The organism is Sphingobium sp. GW456-12-10-14-TSB1 (assembly GCF_059424385.1).
In genome coordinates, this window is record NZ_JBWKZI010000006.1 from 1 (window position 1) to 17,917 (window position 17,917).

General features: G+C 64.9%; 18 protein-coding genes and 1 pseudogene. 9 read left to right on the plus strand and 10 right to left on the minus strand.

Annotated elements, in window-relative coordinates; genetic code table 11:
- Window positions 1-483 (plus strand): tyrosine-type recombinase/integrase (locus tag AC07X9_RS24170; RefSeq protein ID WP_495198011.1); only part of this gene is annotated, 483 nt, incomplete at its 5' end.
- Here the strand turns inward: AC07X9_RS24170 and AC07X9_RS24175 are convergent.
- The 3 genes from AC07X9_RS24175 to AC07X9_RS24185 all read right to left on the minus strand — a co-directional run bounded on the left by AC07X9_RS24175 (window position 480) and on the right by AC07X9_RS24185 (window position 1,776).
- On the minus strand, window positions 480-1,100 hold the full coding sequence (locus AC07X9_RS24175) for a histidine phosphatase family protein (RefSeq protein WP_086485990.1): 621 nt from the start codon (window positions 1,098-1,100) through the stop codon (window positions 480-482). The genes AC07X9_RS24170 and AC07X9_RS24175 overlap by 4 nt on opposite strands.
- Window positions 1,101-1,205: 105 nt before the next feature.
- Window positions 1,206-1,526, minus strand: a complete 321-nt coding sequence (locus AC07X9_RS24180) for a type II toxin-antitoxin system YafQ family toxin (protein ID WP_026109744.1) — start codon at window positions 1,524-1,526, stop codon at window positions 1,206-1,208.
- Entirely contained in the window at window positions 1,495-1,776 is a 282-nt protein-coding gene (locus tag AC07X9_RS24185) for a type II toxin-antitoxin system RelB/DinJ family antitoxin (protein ID WP_030541215.1), read from the minus strand. The genes AC07X9_RS24180 and AC07X9_RS24185 overlap by 32 nt, the downstream gene beginning before the upstream one ends.
- Window positions 1,777-2,185: 409 nt before the next feature.
- Between AC07X9_RS24185 and AC07X9_RS24190 the strand changes: the two genes are divergently transcribed.
- The 3 genes from AC07X9_RS24190 (at window position 2,186) to AC07X9_RS24200 (ending at window position 3,828) form a co-directional block, all read left to right on the plus strand.
- Complete coding sequence (locus AC07X9_RS24190) at window positions 2,186-2,821, plus strand: transcription elongation protein SprT (protein WP_086486012.1); 636 nt, start codon at window positions 2,186-2,188, stop codon at window positions 2,819-2,821.
- Between the two features lie 79 nt (window positions 2,822-2,900).
- The gene (locus AC07X9_RS24195; RefSeq protein ID WP_086486011.1) at window positions 2,901-3,536 is read left to right on the plus strand and encodes an AAA family ATPase; all 636 of its coding nucleotides are present in this window, start codon (window positions 2,901-2,903) and stop codon (window positions 3,534-3,536) included.
- Window positions 3,537-3,561: 25 nt separating this feature from the next.
- Window positions 3,562-3,828 (plus strand): hypothetical protein, encoded by a 267-nt coding sequence (locus tag AC07X9_RS24200; protein WP_086486010.1) that lies wholly within the window; start codon window positions 3,562-3,564, stop codon window positions 3,826-3,828.
- A gap of 478 nt (window positions 3,829-4,306) precedes the next feature.
- Here AC07X9_RS24200 and AC07X9_RS24205 read toward each other — a convergent pair whose 3' ends face one another.
- From AC07X9_RS24205 to AC07X9_RS24225, 5 genes are all read right to left on the minus strand, one after another.
- Window positions 4,307-5,218, minus strand: coding sequence for a replication initiation protein (locus tag AC07X9_RS24205; RefSeq protein ID WP_217884264.1), 912 nt, complete (start codon window positions 5,216-5,218; stop codon window positions 4,307-4,309).
- A 950-nt stretch (window positions 5,219-6,168) separates the two neighbouring features.
- Window positions 6,169-7,824: a type IV secretory system conjugative DNA transfer family protein gene (locus AC07X9_RS24210; RefSeq protein ID WP_086486007.1), complete on the minus strand. Its 1,656-nt coding sequence runs from the start codon at window positions 7,822-7,824 to the stop codon at window positions 6,169-6,171.
- A 5-nt stretch (window positions 7,825-7,829) separates the two neighbouring features.
- On the minus strand, window positions 7,830-8,120 hold the full coding sequence (locus AC07X9_RS24215) for a hypothetical protein (RefSeq protein ID WP_086486006.1): 291 nt from the start codon (window positions 8,118-8,120) through the stop codon (window positions 7,830-7,832).
- A complete protein-coding gene (locus AC07X9_RS24220; RefSeq protein ID WP_086486005.1) occupies window positions 8,117-8,341 on the minus strand; it encodes a conjugal transfer protein TraD in 225 nt (74 codons plus the stop codon). The genes AC07X9_RS24215 and AC07X9_RS24220 overlap by 4 nt, the downstream gene beginning before the upstream one ends.
- A 37-nt stretch (window positions 8,342-8,378) precedes the next feature.
- A complete protein-coding gene (locus AC07X9_RS24225) occupies window positions 8,379-8,687 on the minus strand; it encodes a conjugal transfer protein TraD (protein ID WP_086486018.1) in 309 nt (102 codons plus the stop codon).
- A 174-nt stretch (window positions 8,688-8,861) separates the two neighbouring features.
- On the opposite strand from AC07X9_RS24225, the gene traA reads away from it, so the two are divergent.
- A complete protein-coding gene (gene traA, locus AC07X9_RS24230) occupies window positions 8,862-11,789 on the plus strand; it encodes a Ti-type conjugative transfer relaxase TraA (RefSeq protein ID WP_086486004.1) in 2,928 nt (975 codons plus the stop codon).
- Window positions 11,790-11,797: 8 nt separating this feature from the next.
- Window positions 11,798-12,508 carry a DUF6118 family protein gene (locus AC07X9_RS24235; RefSeq protein WP_176342135.1) on the plus strand — a complete coding sequence of 237 codons (711 nt, stop codon included), beginning with the start codon at window positions 11,798-11,800 and terminating at the stop codon, window positions 12,506-12,508.
- A 145-nt stretch (window positions 12,509-12,653) separates the two neighbouring features.
- Here the strand turns inward: AC07X9_RS24235 and AC07X9_RS24240 are convergent, their stop codons facing one another.
- The gene (locus AC07X9_RS24240; protein ID WP_086486003.1) at window positions 12,654-12,848 is read right to left on the minus strand and encodes a heavy-metal-associated domain-containing protein; all 195 of its coding nucleotides are present in this window, start codon (window positions 12,846-12,848) and stop codon (window positions 12,654-12,656) included.
- A 133-nt stretch (window positions 12,849-12,981) separates the two neighbouring features.
- Between AC07X9_RS24240 and AC07X9_RS24245 the strand changes: the two genes are divergently transcribed.
- The 3 genes from AC07X9_RS24245 to AC07X9_RS24255 all read left to right on the plus strand — a co-directional run bounded on the left by AC07X9_RS24245 (window position 12,982) and on the right by AC07X9_RS24255 (window position 16,320).
- The gene (locus AC07X9_RS24245) at window positions 12,982-15,435 is read left to right on the plus strand and encodes a heavy metal translocating P-type ATPase (protein ID WP_303393672.1); all 2,454 of its coding nucleotides are present in this window, start codon (window positions 12,982-12,984) and stop codon (window positions 15,433-15,435) included.
- A gap of 11 nt (window positions 15,436-15,446) precedes the next feature.
- Window positions 15,447-15,875 carry a Cu(I)-responsive transcriptional regulator gene (gene cueR, locus AC07X9_RS24250; RefSeq protein WP_086486002.1) on the plus strand — a complete coding sequence of 143 codons (429 nt, stop codon included), beginning with the start codon at window positions 15,447-15,449 and terminating at the stop codon, window positions 15,873-15,875.
- Between the two features lie 133 nt (window positions 15,876-16,008).
- Window positions 16,009-16,320, plus strand: a complete 312-nt coding sequence (locus AC07X9_RS24255) for a four-helix bundle copper-binding protein (protein WP_495198013.1) — start codon at window positions 16,009-16,011, stop codon at window positions 16,318-16,320.
- Window positions 16,321-16,445: 125 nt separating this feature from the next.
- Here the strand turns inward: AC07X9_RS24255 and AC07X9_RS24260 are convergent.
- Window positions 16,446-17,909 (minus strand): annotated as a pseudogene (locus tag AC07X9_RS24260) (FTR1 family iron permease); the annotation flags it as partial.
- Window positions 17,910-17,917 lie beyond the last annotated feature (8 nt).

Below are 17,917 nucleotides of genomic sequence, written 5' to 3' on the forward strand. Positions count from 1 at the left end.
ATGGTCTATTCGTTCGCGCGGATCGGCGCGGCGCTGGCGATGCGCGTGGAGGATGTGTTCGTGCAGAATCGGCGACTATGGGTGCGGCTGCACGAAAAGGGCGGCAAGCGCCACGAAATGCCCTGTCATCACAACCTTGAGCATTATTTGGCCGAATATCTCGATGGCTGCGGCTTGCGCGAGGACCGCAAAGGGCCGCTGTTCCGTACGATCGCGCGCGGGACCAAGCGCTTAAGCGACACCCCCCTGCCCCAGGCCAATGCCTTCGCGATGGTGCGCCGTCGCGCAGCGGCGGCCGAGATCGGGACGGCTATCGGCAACCATTCGTTCCGCGCTACGGGGATCACCACCTATTTGAAGAACGGCGGCACGCTGGAGACGGCCGCGACGATGGCGAACCACAGTTCGACCCGCACTACCCAGCTCTACGATCGCCGGCCCGATGACGTGACACTCGACGAGGTAGAGCGGGTGTTGATCTAGGCGGCGACCGGCGGCGCACATTCCCAGCGGCCCCCCAGCCATTGAAACCCGACCCGTTGCGCGTTGCCGATCGCGGGCGGCTCGCCTTTGCGCCAGAACCCAAGCATCTTGCCTCGATCGTCCAGATGGGCGTCGGCGACGATCGCGTGCGCGGCCTGGATGAACTGCCCATGCCCGAACACATAGACCAGCGATCCCGCAGGCATGGCGGCGAGGCGGGCTAGGGCCGCGCCGCCGCGCCGGAGCAGGGTGGCGAAGCTCTCCGCCCCCTCCCCGTCGCAATAATCAGGATCGGCCTCGCTCCAATAGCGTTCGAGATGAGGCATCCGCTCGGCGCTCGGCGTGCCGTTCCAGCGCGCCGGTTGCAGATAGGTGAACTCTTCGATCGGCCACACTTCCACCGGCGTATGGGGGAAACGCGCGATGGTAGGCGCGGCCGTTTGCCGGGTGCGGGTATAGGGCGACGTGACGATGAGCGCCGGCGCTTCGGTCCAACTCGCCGCGACATGACGCGCCTGTTCCTGGCCCCGCTCCGTCAGCTCGATCGTCGCCAAATCATGGCAAGGGATGCCGGCATTGCCAGTGCTTTCACCGTGGCGGATGAATATGGCCCTCATGGCTTCCCCTTCATTGCGGGCAGATTGCTATCTAGGCGATATACAAAAGATAGCTATGTTATAGCGTTGCGCATTTTATGCTTGTATCCGCAAGGAAGCGGCAGGCTATTCGAACAACTCCGAATGCGTGCCGGCGCGCACGAAGTTCACCAGGTTTCCCTCGATCGTGTAGATGAGCAGGAAGTCGCCGCCGATATGGCACTCGCGATGGTCGCTCCAGTCGCCTTTGAGGGCGTGGTCCAGCCATTCCGGGCCAAGCGGCGCGTCATTGGCGATAAGGAGCATCATCGCTTCCTTGAGCTGCTTCATGTTGTAGCGCCCGCTGCGCGACAACCGCTCCCAATCCTTCACGAACTTCTTTTCGTAGGAGGCCTCTCGAGGGAGCGAAGCACGCTTACTGCTGGCGGGCTTCTTGGTCGAGGGCATCAAACAATTCCTGAGGATCGGTGAAGCGGGCGCGGCGGGACTTCATCGTTGCGCGAGAGGCTTCGATGGCTGCCCGCGTTTCGGCGTTCGGCACCTTTAGCTCGAAAGGCAAGGCGTGATCCTTCGCGATCCGGGTGAGCGTCATGCGGACCACATCGGATACGGTCAGTCCCAGTTCGGCCAGGACGGCGGCGGCTTCATCCTTCAATGTTTCGTCGATGCGCGCGCGCACGAAAGCGGTAGCGGCCATAAGAACCTCCTGTGATCCGTCTTCATTGTAGCTCAACTGAGCAACAGTTACAACCATCCTGCGCCTGCCGCTTGCGCGGCACCGTGGCTCTAGTCGCTGCGCTCCCCAAGCCCGCACACGGTCTTGGCCATTCGGTGACGATCCACATGGCGGGCGAGATCGCGTGCGCGGATCTCGGGGACAAGGGTGCCGGCGCGCCGGCAGGTTCATTCGCCTGGCGGGAGAGGGAGGCGCTGCCCCCCTCTCCCCGGCAACCGCAATCAGCCGGGCCGTGGCTCAGTCGCTTCGCTCCCTGCGCCCGCACCACCCCGGCAGATTCCCGTTGCCCCCTCTCCCCCCGCTGCTCCGCGCGAACTCGGGAGCGATGGCAGCAGGCCATCGCCCGACAGGCGATTTTGGAGATGAGACGATGGAACAGGACAATCGTGAAAGCTGGCTCAATGCGGTGGCGCTGGGCATGGCTCCGCTGTTCGAGGCGGTGGACGCCCCCCTGCCCGATCGAATCCGCGTGGCGATCGGCTTCACCAGCGCCGGAGCCAAAGGCAAGGCGATCGGCGAGTGCTGGGATAACCGGCTGAGCGCGGACAGCCATTTTGAAATCTTCATCCGGCCAGACCTTGCGCACGCGCCCGACGCCATGCCGACGCAGATCGCGGCGATCCTCGCGCATGAGCTGGTCCATGCCGCTGTCGGCATCCCGGCAGGGCATGGGAAGGCGTTTAAACGGGTTGCGCTTGGGCTTGGCCTGGTCGGGCCGATGCGCGCCACTACCCCCGGCTACGCCTTCCTTGCCGCCATCGCGCCGATCCTCACCGATGTTGGCCCCCTCCCCCATGCTCGTCTCGACACGGATGGCGAGTCCACCGCGCCGAAGAAGCAGAAAACCCGGATGCTCAAATGCGAGTGCCAGGCGTGCGGCTATACCGTCAGGACCGCGCGCAAATGGCTGGAACTGGCCGGAGCGTCGCTTTGCCCGATCAAGGATCATGGCCGGATGAAGCATGAGCCGCTGGATGAGGATGACGATCCAGAGCCGGAGGATTGAGCGGCTTAAAAAATGTATATCACTATGATGGACAGATCATGCCATTTCGATTAACGAAAGCAAGCAGAGTGAGGGCGCTATGATACTGGTAGTCGGGAACACAAAGGGCGGCGTTGGCAAGACCACGCTCGCCGTCAACCTCGCGGTGGCCCGCGCGCTTGCCGGCCGCGACCTGTTGCTGGTGGACGGCGACGAGCAGGGAACCGCCCTCACCTTCACCCAGCTTCGCACCGAAGGTCTCGGCGAAGCCGGCTATACCGCCGTCGCCCTTACCGGCGCGTCGCTCCGCAGCCAGGTTCGCCAGCTCGCGCCCAAATATGACGATATCATCATCGACGTAGGCGGGCGCGACACTGGCTCCTTGCGCGCCGCGCTCACCGTCGCCGATACGCTGCTGGTGCCGGTGCAGCCGCGTAGCTTCGACGTGTGGGCGCTCGACCAGGTGGCGGCGCTGGTGGCCGAGGCGCGCGAGATCAACGAGGGCCTGCGCGCCGTCGTGATCCTCAACGGCGCGGACCCGCAGGGCGGCGACAATGAGGCGGCCTTGCAGATGATCAGCGATATCGAAGGGATCGAGGTGCTGTCGACGTCGATCGTGCGCCGTAAGGCTTTTCCGAACGCGGCGGCTGAGGGCAGGGGGGTGCTGGAGCAATCCCCGCGCGACGCCAAGGCGATCGACGAGCTTACCGCGCTGATCGGCGCGGTATTTGTATAGCATGATGATAGCGGAGTGAATCGTAATGGCTATCGCTCGTAAACCGAACAGCAAGCCCAAGTCCCCTGGCGATGACGATGCGGCGGACGCCTTCATTGCTGGTGCCGCCAAGCCGGCGACGCCGGTGATCGAGGCGGCGGCCGAGGATGGTCCGCGCAAGGCGCCGGTCATGCTGCGCTTTGATCGCGCGTTGCTGGCGAAGGTCGATAGCGCTGCGAAGCGGCGCGGGATCAGTCGCAGCGCTTGGATTCAGTTCACCGTCAGCCGCGCGCTCGACGCCGGCGAAGGGTAGCCGATCGACGAGGAAGAGCCGCCGTTCGGATCGCGTCATTATAGGTGCGACGGCACGAAATTGGCGGCGACCGAGCGCGACCCAGCCTTGGCGAGGCAACTGATCGCGGAGATATGCCCGTTGTCATGGTAGAAGAGTTGGCAAGTTCCGCTTTCCGCGAGCGCGCTGCCGTTTCGTAATGTTAGGTGGGAAACTGTCATCTGATCATCCGCCATTACGCCTGAGAACCGCGCCGTCGATCCCCAGCTCCGTTGACTGAAATCGAGAGTTGCGGTCGTCGATTCCCGATCTATCGAGGCAGTGTCGCACAGGATCAAGGTCGTCTCGTGGCGATATTGGGCTACACGATCGGAGTATTGGCAGCGCCCGCTTATCAAGGCTTTCGGCACGGCCTGGGCGATAAGTGGAGCGGGGAAGACGAGCGGCAACGCCGCTGCCATCGCTACACCGCGCGAAAAGTGAGTTTTGGGGTATGGCCTCACCGTGAGGCGGCCGGCAGGTTGAAATCCACCAGCACCGGCATTTCGGGGATGCCGCCGCGCATCTTCGCGCGGCGAACGATGCTGTGCTGGTCGATCAGGTTTTGCGCGTCGCGGCGGCCGCTCGATGTTTTGGGCATCCACAGCATCGCGACTTTCTCGACCTTGCGGCCTTTCTTGATTGGCGTGAAATCGACATAGAAGGGACAGAGCTTGTTGATTTCCTCCTGAGCGACCTTGAGGCAATATTTGTTGAGATCGGCGAAGCGTTCGAGTTTGCCTTCGGGCACGTTGAGCAGCCCGCGCAGCTCTGCGATCGTGAATTCTTCGCTTTGCTTGTATTCGAGGCCGATCCGGCGCTCGATCATCTCATAGAGACACAGCGCGTATTTCGACTCGAAACAATACATCACCTGTGTCTTGAGGCGCGCATAGACCTCGCTGTTGCGCAGTATCTCGATCAGCTCCTCGGGAATGCGGTAGTGCAGGAAGCCATCCTTTTCGAGGCTTTCATCGCTGGGGCCGAGAAGCTGGACGCGCCGCTTGTAGCTCTTGCCGGCCTTGCGGATGGTTACGATCGCGATCGTGCCCATTAGGCGCAGCAGCGAGCTTTCGATGCGCTCATTGCCCTGGTGCGTTCCTTTGAGCGCGGTCTTGGCGATGCGATGGATGATCGGCTCGCCGATGCGCTCCCAGGCGTTGGCGATCAGAAGATTGTAGATTCGGCGATCGGCGAGGGTGAGGGGGGTCAGCTCGACAATATCGACCAGCTCGCCGGGCTTGACGATTTCCCCGTAATTGGCTGGATCGAAAGGGTTTCCGCGCCCTTTTTGCGCGAGGGTGCGGGCCGGAGTATCAACCAGGGCAAGCTGTGCCTTTGCGCCGTCCAAAGGTGAGTTTGGGTGAGACATGCGCTCACCTTACCATCAATGGTGAGCCAGGCAATTCTTAAAACTCGCCGTTCATTTGAAAGGTGAGGGGATACCCTAAAACTCACCGTCGATCGGACGGCTACCCGAAAGCTCACCGGACTCGACCCCAACACTCACTTTTACCGACCCCAACACTCACCGAAGGCTACCCGAAAGCTCACGCGACTCGACCCCAACACTCACTTTTCGCGGTCATTTTCTTAGGTTTTCTGCGGGTTTGAAGGCCCCTGAATCTTGAATCTAAGAAGAATCATTGAATTAGAAGACCACCGGTGAGTTTTGGGGTAGCCCTGCCTGTGCATAACTTTGCGATCGACGCCCCGGCAGTACCGTAAGAAGAAGCACCGCCTCTTGGGGCTTCGCCCCGCCGGCTCGCGGCCTTCGGCCGCCCCGGATCGCTAAAGCGATCCTCCCACCCGGCATCCCCATGATGAGCCGGCTACGCCGGCACGCTTTTGCTAGGTTGGCATCTTGCCGAACCGCCACACTTACCATCCAGCTCCCCACCCAGCGGAACCCTCCAATTGGCTTTCCAGCAAAGCCAGGCGGATAGCACAGCAATCCATTCGAGGGGGGATGATAGGCGGAAATGCCGCTATAAGCGCGTTTCCGGCCCGCTGAGCCTTATTTTCAACGTCCGATAGACCACGGAGGGCCGAGAAGCGCTAAAGCGCTCTTGCGACCTCCTAAGCGGTCGGCTTCCGGGTAATATTCACCAGATATTACCTATCTGCGCGGCGAGCTGACATCGATCGCCAACGGTGAGCCCATACCCCAAAACTCACCGTTAGCACGCTAGAAGCCGATTTTCTGCGCTTGGCCGCAATGGCGTCAGTGACGAATATTCCTCTGCTTATATAGCGATACGCGATCATACCGCTATACATAAGGTATCATGATGATTGCCGAGCGCAGTCGTTTAAACGCTCTTAGGCGGGATCGAACCTGCCGGTGAACTCGCGATCGGCATAGTAGCGCAGCTTGGCGGCGACGATCGGGCGCTGTCCGGCGAGGAACAGGAGCTGGTAATCCTCGCGCAGCGTGCGGACCTCATCGGTGGTGAGCAAGGGGCGACCGACATGCTGCGACCCGAACGATATGCCGGTCTCTTCCGCCTCGATCGCGCGGCTCATCGTCTCGAACACGACCGTTTCCTGGCCGAGCAGATCGGAGACGAGTTTCGCACTGTCGTGATCGTTGACCCCGAACACCTGCAGGGCGCCGGCATTGGACAGGAAGGTGCCGGCGCGGCGCTCGTAGAGCGCGCGGAGCTGATGCACGTCCTGCAGGATCGGCCAGAGCTGGATGCCGTAGCCCGCCATCAGGCCCATGGCGCGCTCGATGGGTTCGAGGCGACCGAGCGCGGCGAACTCATCGAGCAGGAACAGGACTGGCCGTTCGGCCGAGGCAGGCGCGCGGGCCAGCTCCGTGAGCGACTGCGCCAGCATGAGGCGCAGCCAGCGGGCATAGGTGGCGAGCCGATCGGGCGGCAGCACCAGATAGACGGTGGTGGCGCGCGCCTTCACATCGGCGAAGGTAAAATCAGAATGTCCCAGCACCGCTGTCATGCGCGGGCTATCGAGAAAATGGGTATGCCGCTGCGCGGCCGACAGCACGCCGGCGGCTTCGCGGTCCGACTTGCCGAGATGGCGGTTGGCAGCGCGCGCGGCGAGGCCGCCTTGCGCCTGCATCGCTTCGAGCTGGGCAGTGAAGGCCGCGGGCGCGAGAGTCAGGCGGTCGCGCAGCGTCGCTAGGGTCCGTGTTGCCGGTTGCTCGCTGGTGACGATCGAGAGGATGAGGCCCGAGATCAGCGCCTTGGCTTCCTCGTTCCAATGCGCCTCACCGGCTTCGCCCGGAGCGTCATAGACCAGCGCGTCGGCCAGCGTCATGCAGTCGTCAGCAAGATCGAGGCCGGCAGGGTCGATGCGATCGAGTGGGTTGAACGCGGCCGAGGCGATGCCCGTTACCCCGAACGGATCGAGGACGTGGACCGGGCCGAACTTCGCGCGGTGGCGGGCGGTGATGCGTGCATTCTCGCCCTTGGGGTCGATGCAGACGACCGGGCCAGGATAGTCGAGCAGGTTGGGGATGATGGTCCCCACACCCTTGCCGGTGCGCGTTGGCGCAATGGTCAGCAGATGGGCGGGACCGGCATAGCGCAGCAGCTTGCCCGATTTGCGATCACGACCGATGAGCAGACCGTCATCGCGGGCGAGAGGCCTTGTCTCGCGATCAGTGGCGAAGCGGGCCGAGCCGTGGGTGTCGTCACCCTCAGGGCCGCCATAGCGCAGGATCATAGGTTGGATGAGCGCGCGCAGCGTCACAAGGATGATCGCGACCGCCACCAGCATCATCGTGATTTGATAGGTGTTGGAGTCCCTTGGCATGTCGAAATACCAGAGGGCGAGCTGCGCGCCGCCGGCCAGGACCAGGCCGGTGATGATGCACAGGATGATGACGCCGAACAGATGACGGATCAGCTGGAACGGGCTGAGCGCCAGGGCGGTGATGGCCCAGACCGGATTTTGACGCGATAAGCGCGCTAGGTTGCGACAAGCGCGGCTGAGTTGGCGGAACCATTCCATCACCGTCACCTTCCCGCCGTGATCGGCACTGGCGTAATCGCCAGCGCGGGATCGGCGTCGGGATGGTCGAGCAGCTTGAGAACTATTCGGGTGGCGAGGGTAGGGGGCACGCCTTCGTCGCGCAGCATATCGAACAGTGCAGCCTCGTCGCGTTCCAGCGCCATGCCTTCGATCGCGAGGTTCGCGCGCGAGTCCGTATCATCGTCACGCCAGATTGCCATTTCGGCCGGCGTGCCGCGTGTGAAATCGAGCGCGCGGACCTGTGTGCGGATCGCTTCGACATCAAGCCTGGTCATGGTGCTTCACTTCCTTCCGCTTCCGCGTCGAACGCCCGCTTGCCCCGCCGTTTCCAGAGCGCCAGGACGTCGCCGGCATTTTCGTCTTGCGCCCGCGCCGCCAGTTCGAGCAGCGCCCCATAGAGGGTAGCGCGATCGTCGTCGGTGAGATCGACGAGGCCGGCTTTGTGGACGAGGCCGCCTAGCTCGATCAGGTGACGGGTGCGTTCACGGCGTTGCACGACCCATCCTCTCGTATCGGCCCGGCGCTGTCCGGCTTCAATTCTGCGCGCCGCCTGCGCCAGCTTCGCCTGTGCCGCTGTTGTCGCTCGCAGCGCCACGCCCAGCCTTACGCCCGCGCCGCTGAAAAAAGGCAGCGCCATCAGAGCGCCACGCCTCCCGGTTTCCTTCAACATGGGCTTCGGCAACAATGTGGAGCAGCGCGCCGGCAAGCACATCGGCATCAAGCGCATCAGCCCCGGTGGATACAACCAATTCGCCGAGCTGCTGGACCTTCTTGGTTTTGAGCGCCCTGGCCTTATCGCCGAGCGCTTTCAGCTCCGCGTCAAAGTCCCGCACCTTGCGCATCATTCTCTCCCTCGTGACCATAAACTTGTGCCGCAGTTTAGCACGATCAGCGTGGGGAGGTAGCGCGTCAGTCAGAAAATGCGGCGGAGTCAATTATGCGAACGATAGAGAGTGTAATTGCGCGCTTATACGTCGTTGCCGACGTGCGCTTAGAAGTGCAATAAGCAAGGCGTCATGGCGATCTACCATTTCTCTGCCAAGGTCATCAGCCGCGCGAACGGATCGAGCGCGGTTGCGAGCGCCGCCTATCGTTCCGCATCCGAGCTGCACGACGACCGGCTCGGGCGGACACACAATTTCAGCAACAAGGCGGGCGTGATCCACTCCGAAGTGATGTTGCCGGAGGGCGCGCCGGAGCGTTTAAACGACCGCGCGACCTTATGGAACGAGGTGGAGGCAGGCGAGAAGCGGAAGGACGCGCAGCTTGCCCGCGAGGTGGAGTTCTCGATTCCGCGCGAGATGGCCGAAAAGCAGGGCGTCGCGCTGGCACGGGACTTCGTGAAGAAGCAGTTTGTCGATCGCGGGATGGTCGCGGACCTGAATGTGCATTGGGACAAGGCGAAGGACGGCACCCCCAAGCCGCACGCGCATGTCATGCTGGCGATGCGCGACATGGGGCCGGACGGGTTCGGGAAGAAGAACCGGGACTGGAACAGTACGGAGCTGTTGAAGGGCTGGCGCGAGGCGTGGAGCGCACACGTCAACGAGCGCATGGCTGAGCTGGGCTTGGAGGGGCAGATCGACCATCGCTCCTATGAGGCGCAGGGCATCGAGCTGGAGCCGCAGCACAAGATCGGCCCGGCAGCATCGCGGCGACCGGAGCAGGGGCTTGAGGCCGAGCGGATCGAGGATCACGTCCGCATCGCCCGCGAGAACGGCGACAGGATCATCGGCAACCCCAATGTCGCGCTGGACGCGATCACGCGACAGCAGGCCACGTTCACCGCCCGCGATCTTGCGACGTTCGCGTTCCGGCATAGCGACGGCAAGGAGCAGTTCGACCAGGTGATGGGGGCAGTGCGCGCCAGCCCCGAGCTGGTCGCATTGGGAAAAGACGGCCGCGACCAGGAGCGGTTCACGAGCCGCGACATGATCGCGGTGGAGGCCCGGCTTGAGCGTGCCGGCGACGAGCTGGCGGGCCGCGCCGGGCATGGCGTCGCCGATCGCCAGCGGGCCGCGGCGATCGGCGCGGCCGAGGGCAGGGGGCTTGTCCTGTCCGGCGAACAGCGCGACGCCTTTGATCATGTGACCGGCAGCGCCGGGCTGGCGTCGGTCGTCGGCTACGCCGGCAGCGGTAAATCCGCCATGCTTGGCGTCGCGCGCGAGGCTTGGGAGGGGCAGGGCTACACGGTGCGCGGCGCGGCCCTGTCCGGCATCGCGGCGGAGAACCTTGAGGGCGGGTCAGGCATCCAGTCCCGCACGATCGCGAGCCTTGAACACGCATGGGGGCAGGGGCGCGAGCAGCTAGGCCCGCGTGACGTGCTGGTCGTAGACGAGGCGGGCATGATCGGCTCGCGCCAGATGGAGCGGGTGTTCGCCCATGCCCGCGACGCCGGGGCCAAGGTCGTCATCGTGGGCGACCCCGAGCAGCTACAGGCGATCGAGGCGGGCGCGGCGTTCCGCAGCGTCACCGAGCGGCATGGCGCGGCCGAGATCACCGAGATCAGGCGGCAGCGCGAGGACTGGCAGCGCGACGCGACGCGCGCGCTGGCGACGGGGCGCACCGGCGAGGCGATCCACGCCTATGACGGCAAGGGTATGGTCCACGCGGCCGACACGCGCGAGCAGGCGCGGGGCGAGCTGGTGGACGGTTGGGATCGAGCGCGCCAGGCCGAGCCGGGCAAATCCCGCGTCATCCTCACTCATACCAACGCCGAGGTCCGCGAGCTGAACGAGGAGGCCCGCGGCCGACTTCGCGCGACCGGCGACCTTGGGAACGACGTGGCGTTCAGCGCCGATCGAGGCGCGCGCCAGTTCGCGACCGGCGACCGCTTGATGTTTCTGCGGAACGAGCGGTCGCTAGGGGTGAAGAACGGCACGCTTGGCACGATCGAGCGGGTGACGCCGGAGGGCATGAGCGTCCGGCTGGACGGGGGCCGTCAGGTCGCGTTCGACGCGAAGGATTACGCCCATGTCGATCATGGCTATGCGGCGACGTTCCACAAATCGCAGGGCGTGACGGTCGATCGCGCCCACGTCCTCGCCACCCCCGGCATGGACCGGCACAGCGCTTATGTCGGTATGTCGCGGCACCGCGAGGCCATGCAGCTCCATTACGGCCGCGACGACTTCGCCGATCAGCGCCAGCTCGTCCGCGCCCTGTCGCGCGACCGCAGCAAGGACATGGCCGGCGACTATGCGCGTGAGGGTGCAATGGCCGAGCAGGATCAGGCCCGCGCGTTCGCCGATCGGCGCGAGATCCGGTTCCCGGAACTCGCACGTGAAATGGTGGCAAAGGTTCGCGACAAGGCGCGGGGCATGTTCGACGGGTTCCGACCGAGGCCGGCAACCGAGAAGGCGACGTCGCCGGAGCGTATCGCGGCCGATCGGCCGCTGGCACCCTCGCAGGCCCGCGCGATCGAACGCTATGGGCGCGCCGCAGCCGATATAGGCCGGATGAAGGACAAGGGGTTGCCCGTGCTGGCGCACCAGGAGCAGGCGCTGGCGAAGGCCAGTGACGCGCTCGACCAGACCCGGCCCCATGCCGCACGCGACCTTGCATCGGCGATGGCGCGCGATCCGAAGCTGATCGAGCAGGCCGCCGGGGGCAACACCAGCGGCGCGGCACGGGCGATGGAGACGGAGCGCCAGGTCCGCATCGACCCGGAGAAGCGCGCGGGCCGGTTCGTGGAGCAATGGCAGGGCATGAAGGAGGCGCGCGCCAGCATGGAGCTTGCCGGCGACCGTGCGGGCGCGGAACGGCTTGGCAAGCGCATGGAGGGCATCGCGGGTGGGCTGCACCGCGATCCGCAGCTCGAATCCGTTTTGCGCGCCCGCGCCCCCGAGCTGGCGTTGAGCATGGAGCGGGGCCGGTCGATCGGGCAGGAACTGGCGCAGTCGATTCAGCCTAGCCGCGATCGCGATCGTGGCATGAGCCGGTAGGAGGACAGGTGGCAGACGAGGAGGACAGGCAGGGAGCAAACGCGGCCGAGGCGTTCGAGGCGATGCGCGGCGAGCTGGCGTTGCTACGCCGTGCCGTGGAGGGCTTGGCGGCCGAGCGCGGCGCGATCGACATGCCAGATTACAGCGAGACGCTTGGCGCGCTCCAGCAGGGCGTGGATACCGCCGCCGGGCGGATCAATACGATCGGCCAGATACTCGCCAAATCGCCGGCGCTGGCGATGACGCCCGAGCAGATGTCTCAGCGGATCGCCGCAGCGGGCAGCGCCGCTAGGCGCGAGGATCAGGCAGCGCTTGCCAAGGCGGGCGAGGACAAGGCCCGTGTCATGGCCGAGCTTCGCGATATCGCCGGGTCCGCATGGACACGGGCCGACCAGAAGAACCGGCAGCTATGGTTCGGGCTGGGTGGCATCGCGATCGGCATCTTTGCATGGGCGATCCTGCCCGGTCTGGTCGCGCGCGAAGTTGCGCCGGCGAGCTGGCAATGGCCCGAGCGCATCGCGGCGCGAACGCTCGACCTGCCCCTCTGGGAAGCAGGGCAGCGCATGATGCAGAGTGCCAGCCCGGCTGCGTTCCGCGCGATCGTCGCGGCCGACAGGATCGTGACGGCTAATCGCGAAGCGATTGAAAGGTGCGTAGAAGCTGCTGCGAAAGCCCGTGAGACGGTGCGATGCACCGTCAAGGTCGCGCCCGCCCCATAAAGTAATAACGCGGATTTTTAAGGCTTCAGCCGGTGTCATGACCGTTACAGGCCGGTGCACTTATGATCGCGAGGCGGGCGCGTGCGGATCACCGCACAATCCTTTTACGCGCCCGCCCCGCAAATCCCTCAGGCAAAATGGGGCTTTATTGCGTCACCGCGAAGCCGGCTTTCTCGATGGCCTGCTTGAGATGCTGTACATCGGCCGTCGAGCTTACCGAAACGGTCTTGCTCGCCAAATCGACGTTGACGACGGCATTGGCATCGACGCGTTGAAGTGCGTTTGTCACACCGCGCGCGCAGCCCCCGCAGGTCATTCCCTGGACTTTGAAATCGATCATCTTCGTTCTCCCATGAGGTGGATGAAGCAGATGTAGGGCTTGACACTATGTCAGGGTCAAGGGTGAATTTAGCTGTTGACCTTGACACGATGTGAGGGACCATAAGGCCGTCGACTCAGGAGTGGAGACGACCATGGATGCCTCGGCGCAGCTGCCAATGCAGACACAGGCGAGAAGCGACGCAAGGCTGTCGCTGGCCATCGATGGCATGACCTGCGCGACGTGTGTCGGGCGAGTGGAGCGCGCCATCGCCGGGGTGCCGGGCGTTGCCAGCGTCTCGGTCAATCTCGCGACGGAGCGCGCGAATGTCGAGTTCGTCGATGGACGATCCGATGTCGCTGCCGTAGCCGATGCGGTTCTTGCGGCGGGCTACACCCCGGTGACGCAAATGACCGAGCTGACGATCATCGGCATGACCTGCGCCTCGTGCGTCGGCCGGGTCGAGAAGGCGCTGCTGAAAGTGCCCGGCGTCCGCTCCGCGAGTGTCAACCTGGCGGCCGAGACGGCGCGGATCGAAATGGTGGGTGACGTCCCCGCTTATGTCCTGGTCGAGGCTGTCGAAAGCGCTGGCTACACCGCATCGGCGCGCACCGGATCGGCGGAGGCGGAACGAGGCGCCGAGGACGCCCGCCGCGACGCAGCCGCAACAAGAGAGCTCCGCCATGTGCTGATCGCCGCGGCGCTGTCGCTGCCGCTGGTCGTTCCGATGCTGCTGGCCCCGTCCGGTATCGAGGTGGCAGTGCCGGGCTGGATCCAGCTGCTGCTCGCGACGCCCGTGCAGTTCTGGCTGGGCGCGCGCTTCTATCGCGCGGGTTGGAAGGCCGCGCGCGCCCGAACCGGCAACATGGACCTGCTGGTCGCGATCGGCACATCGGCCGCCTATGGGCTCAGCCTCTACCAGCTGCTGTTCGCACCGATGCACGGCATGGACGCGCACTATTACTTCGAGGCTTCGGCCGTCGTCATCACCCTTATCCTGCTCGGCAAGTGGCTCGAAGGCCGCGCCAAGCGCCAGACCGGAGAGGCGATCCGCGCGCTGATGGCGCTGCGACCCGACCAGGCGCGCGTCGTCGGCGCCGACGGCAGCGAACGAGAGGTTGCCCTGGCGGAGGTGCGCTCGGGTGACCGCGTCCGCGTCCGGCCCGGGGAGCGCATCCCTGTCGATGGACGACTGATCGAGGGAGCGACCCATGTCGATGAGTCCATGCTCACCGGAGAAAGCCTTCCGGTCGCCAAGGTCGCTGGGGACCCAGTGACCGGCGGATCGATCAACGCCGACGGCCTCATTCTGGTAGAGACGACGGCGGTGGGGGCTGAGACCACCCTCGCCCGCATCGTGCGCCTGGTCGAAAGCGCGCAAGGTGCCAAGGCACCGATCCAGCGTTTGGTCGACAAAGTCAGCGCCGTGTTCGTCCCAATCGTCCTCGTCATAGCCGCGCTTACCCTCGCCGGATGGCTGATCGCCGGTGCGGGAGTGGAAGTCGCGATCCTGAATGCGGTCGCGGTGCTCGTCATCGCCTGCCCGTGCGCGCTCGGGTTGGCCACGCCGACCGCGATTATGGCCGGCACCGGCGTTGCCGCGCGGGCCGGTGTCCTCATCAAGGATGCCGAGGCGCTGGAGACCGCGCACCGCATCAACGTCGTCGCGTTCGACAAGACCGGCACGCTGACCGAAGGCAAGCCGTCGCTGCTGGCTGGACTGCCCGCTGACGGGGTCGAACGGACCGAACTGATCGAGCTCGCCGCGGCGCTTCAGGCCGGAAGCGAGCATCCGCTCGCGCGGGCCGTCTTGGCGTGGGCCAGCTCGGAAGATGTCAAACCCGCCCGCGCCGACGGCATGCGCGGCCTGCCAGGTCGCGGCGTCGCTGCAGCCGTCAACGGCCGCGACCTGATCCTCGGCAGCACGCGCTTGATGGAAGACGAAGGGATCGCGATGACGCCGCTGGCTACTGAGGCCGCCAGGCTGGAAGCCGAGGGACGGACGGTTTCCTGGGTCGCGGAGCGCGCGCCCGAACGCCGCCTCCTCGGCCTTCTGGCGTTCGGCGACGAGGTGAAGGCTTCCGCCGCGGCTGCCGTGGCGGCGCTGCATGGCCGCGGCATACGCAGCGTGATGCTTACCGGAGACAATGCGGGAAGCGCCCGCGCAGCGGCCGGCAAGCTCGGCATCGACGACTTCGTCGCCAATGTCCTGCCGGAAGGAAAGTCGGATGCAGTGGCGGCGTTGCGGGCCGAGGACCGCACGGTCGCCATGGTCGGCGACGGCGTCAACGACGCTCCTGCCCTGGCTGCAGCGGACGTCGGCATCGCCATGTCGACCGGCACTGATGTCGCCATGCACGCAGCGGGCATCACGCTGATGCGGGGCGATCCACGCCTTGTGGCGGACGCGATCGACATCTCGAAGCGGACCTATGCCAAGATCCGTCAGGGGCTGTTCTGGGCGTTCATCTACAATCTGGTCGGCATTCCGTTGGCAGCGCTCGGATATCTGAGCCCGGTGATCGCGGGCGCGGCGATGGCGCTGTCGAGCGTCAGTGTCGTCGCCAATGCTCTGACGCTTCGCCGTTGGCGTCCAACGGCGGCTTGAGGAGGCGACAAGTGAACATAGGACAGGCCGCGAGCTCTTCGGGGGTCAGCCAGCGGATGATCCGCCATTATGAGGCGATCGGCCTCATCCCCAAGGCCGCGCGGCGTGATTCCGGCTACCGCGATTATGACGAACGCGAGGTGCACATGCTACGCTTCATCGGGCGCGCCCGCGATCTCGGCTTCCCAATTTCCGAGATCGGCCAGCTCGTCGCGCTGTGGCAGGACGGCGACCGGGCGAGTGGTGAGGTCAAGGCCCTCGCGCTTGCACGAGCCGCGGAGATGGAGCGCAAGGAGCAAGAGCTCCGCGCGATGCGCAAGTCGCTAGAAGATCTGGCGCGTCGCTGCGCGGGCGGAGATCGGCCGGATTGCCCGATCCTGGACGATCTTGGGATCGGAGTGGAACATGTGAGTCTCCGTTGTGCGAAAGAAAAGGGTTGACCTTGGACGATGGTCCGAGCCGCAAGGACGATGAAGTCCCGACCCCGGCGAGGGAAAGCGCCAAGAACCGCGTATATACAAGGGGAGGGGGGCGCATATGGAAGGAAAGACAATGCATCAGATCGAACCCGATATGAAGGCGTGCATGGACGCCTGCCACGAATGCCACATCACCTGCCTTCACATGGCGATGAATCACTGCCTGGAGGCAGGCGGCCGGCACGCAGAGCCCCAGCACATGAAGCTGATGCTGGACTGTGCTCAGATTTGCAGCGTCGCGATCGACTTCATGGCGCGCAAGTCCGAGCACCACCGGCATATCTGCCGCGAGTGCGCCGAGATTTGCCGGGCGTGCGCGTCGAGCTGCGAAGGGCTGGACGGCATGGAGGATTGCGTCGCCGCGTGTCGCAAGTGCGCCGACGCTTGCGACAAGATGGCCGCGTAATGGCCCAAGGGCGGCGCTTTTCCCGCCGCCCTCCCGTTACATTGCGAATCAAGGCGCGTGAGGTGGTGCGATGCCCGGTCAGGGTTGCGGCAACGCTTTACAGAGGCGCGTTGTCTGCCCTGCCGCTAGTAGGCTAGCGGCCCGCCTGCCCGCGGCTTGGCGCGGCGGTTCCAGGCAAACCCGATCACGATCGCGGCAAGCATCAGGAGTTGTGCCAGCACCGACTGCAATGTCGGGAACAGGCCCAACATCGAGATACGTGGCACGCTGGCGAGCGGCATTATGTCGATGATCCCCGCCTCTTGGAGGGCAGCGACTCCCTTACCGGCCAGCACGACCGTCAGAGCGGCCATCAGCCACGAGCTGTAGCGGAAGAACTGCGTAATCGGCAGCGTCCGGCTGTAGCGGAGCATTGCCCAGGCGATGACGGCGAGAAGGCTGATCGCTGCGCCGGCCCCGGCCAGCAGCATCGCGGTGTTACCCTGTGTCGAAAGCGCGGCGTAGAAAAGGATCGTCTCGAATACCTCCCGATAAACCACCAGGAATGCGAGCCCGAACAGGAACCATCCCGACCCGCCCGATAGCGCCCGTGACATTTTCTCACGGATATAGCGTTGCCATTGATCGGCTTGCGCCTTGCCGTGCATCCAGATTCCGACCGAGAGCAGAACCACGGCCGCGAACAGCGAGCCGAACCCTTCCGTCAACTCCCGGCTCGCGCCGCTTATACCGATCGCATAGGTGGCGACCGCCCAGGTAATCCCGCCGGCTACTAGCGCCCCGATCCAACCGCTATGGACATAGCGCAAGGCTTCTGGCCGTTCCGCCTTGCGGAGGAACGCGATCATGGCGACCACGATCAAAAGAGCTTCTAGCCCCTCGCGCAGCAGGATCGTGAAGGCCCCCAAGAAGGTGGACGCCTGCGTCGCGGCGTCGGGCGCGAGCGCCGCCTCGGCATCATCGAACAAGCCGCCCAGCACTGCCACTCGTTCGGCCACATCATCGGCCGACGTGCTGCTCTCCACAGCGGCGCGATATTCTCCCATCGCGCCTTCGATCCGGGACATGATTGCCGGGTCGCGCGCCGAGAGCATCGGTTCGATCGGCTCAAACCCGTCGAGATAGGCGGACAGCGCCAGTTCCTTTGCGCCGCGCCGGTCGCCGCGCTGGAACGCGGCGAGGCTTTGCGCAAGCTTGGCGCGCGCCACGGCGAGCGGGCTTGGGGCTTGTTGCATCACCTGATCGGGGTGGCGGCGCAGATAGGCGAGCACTGCGTCGGCTTCCGCCTGCCCGATGCTGCCCGCAAGCGCGGCGGGGGTGAGCGCGACCAGGGTTTTCAGATCGGGAATTTGTGCCCGCAAGCTCGCGTCCGACTTCCACAGGCGTTCGCCTTCGACCGCTTGCGCATCGGTCGAGGCAAAGCTACCGGCGCGGAACGCCAGCGCCCAGCGTTGATCGTTCGGCAAATCGGCAAAGCTCTGCATCGCGGTTCCGTCGATACCTTGGCTTATCACCTGATAGAGCGCGAACACGCTGCGCTGACGCGCTCGCTCGGCATCGGTGAACGCGATCGGCGGGGTGGCGAGCTTGGGGTCGA